Raw genomic sequence first — 446 nt, 5'->3', positions numbered from 1 at the left:
AAGGGACTGTCGCATTCCGGGGCAATGGATCCATCGGGCGAGGCGCTCTTGTGCGAGCCATTGAGAGCGCCCGAGTCACAGCGCGTCAAGAGCGCATGACGCTGCTTTTCAAGCAATCTCGAGCCCGGCGGGCGCCGTGTGGGTGATAATCGAACGCTGCATGGCCTAATGGGATCGCAATGCGACGATGAGCGCGCGTGAGCGTTATTCGTGACGATTGTGGCCAGTCGCCGGTATATCGCTGTTCCGCGGTCGACCGCGCGAGCTCGTCTGCCTTCGTGGCAAACGAGGAGCGCTGTCCGGAAAAGGCTGCAAACCGGATTCGCGCGTACAACGCACGGCGAGCGCAAGTCGAGCGCGCGTCGATGGCGCGCGGCGCACGCGGACCTCGCGCGGGCGCCGCGGGGCTCGATCTCGATCGACGTGAGGGAGGGGGAGAGAAGGAG

At 65.0% G+C, this 446-nt stretch carries 1 protein-coding gene; it reads left to right on the top strand.

Annotated elements, in window-relative coordinates:
• Positions 1-197: 197 nt before the first annotated feature.
• Positions 198-446, top strand: a 249-nt coding sequence (locus tag BN4575_RS22360) for a hypothetical protein (protein WP_218060816.1), incomplete at its 3' end; no start/stop codon positions are given.

This window comes from Aeromonas sp. EERV15 (assembly GCF_900079845.1).
GTDB lineage: Bacteria > Pseudomonadota > Gammaproteobacteria > Enterobacterales > Aeromonadaceae > Aeromonas > Aeromonas sobria.
This window is presented reverse-complemented; position numbering and strand designations above follow the sequence as displayed.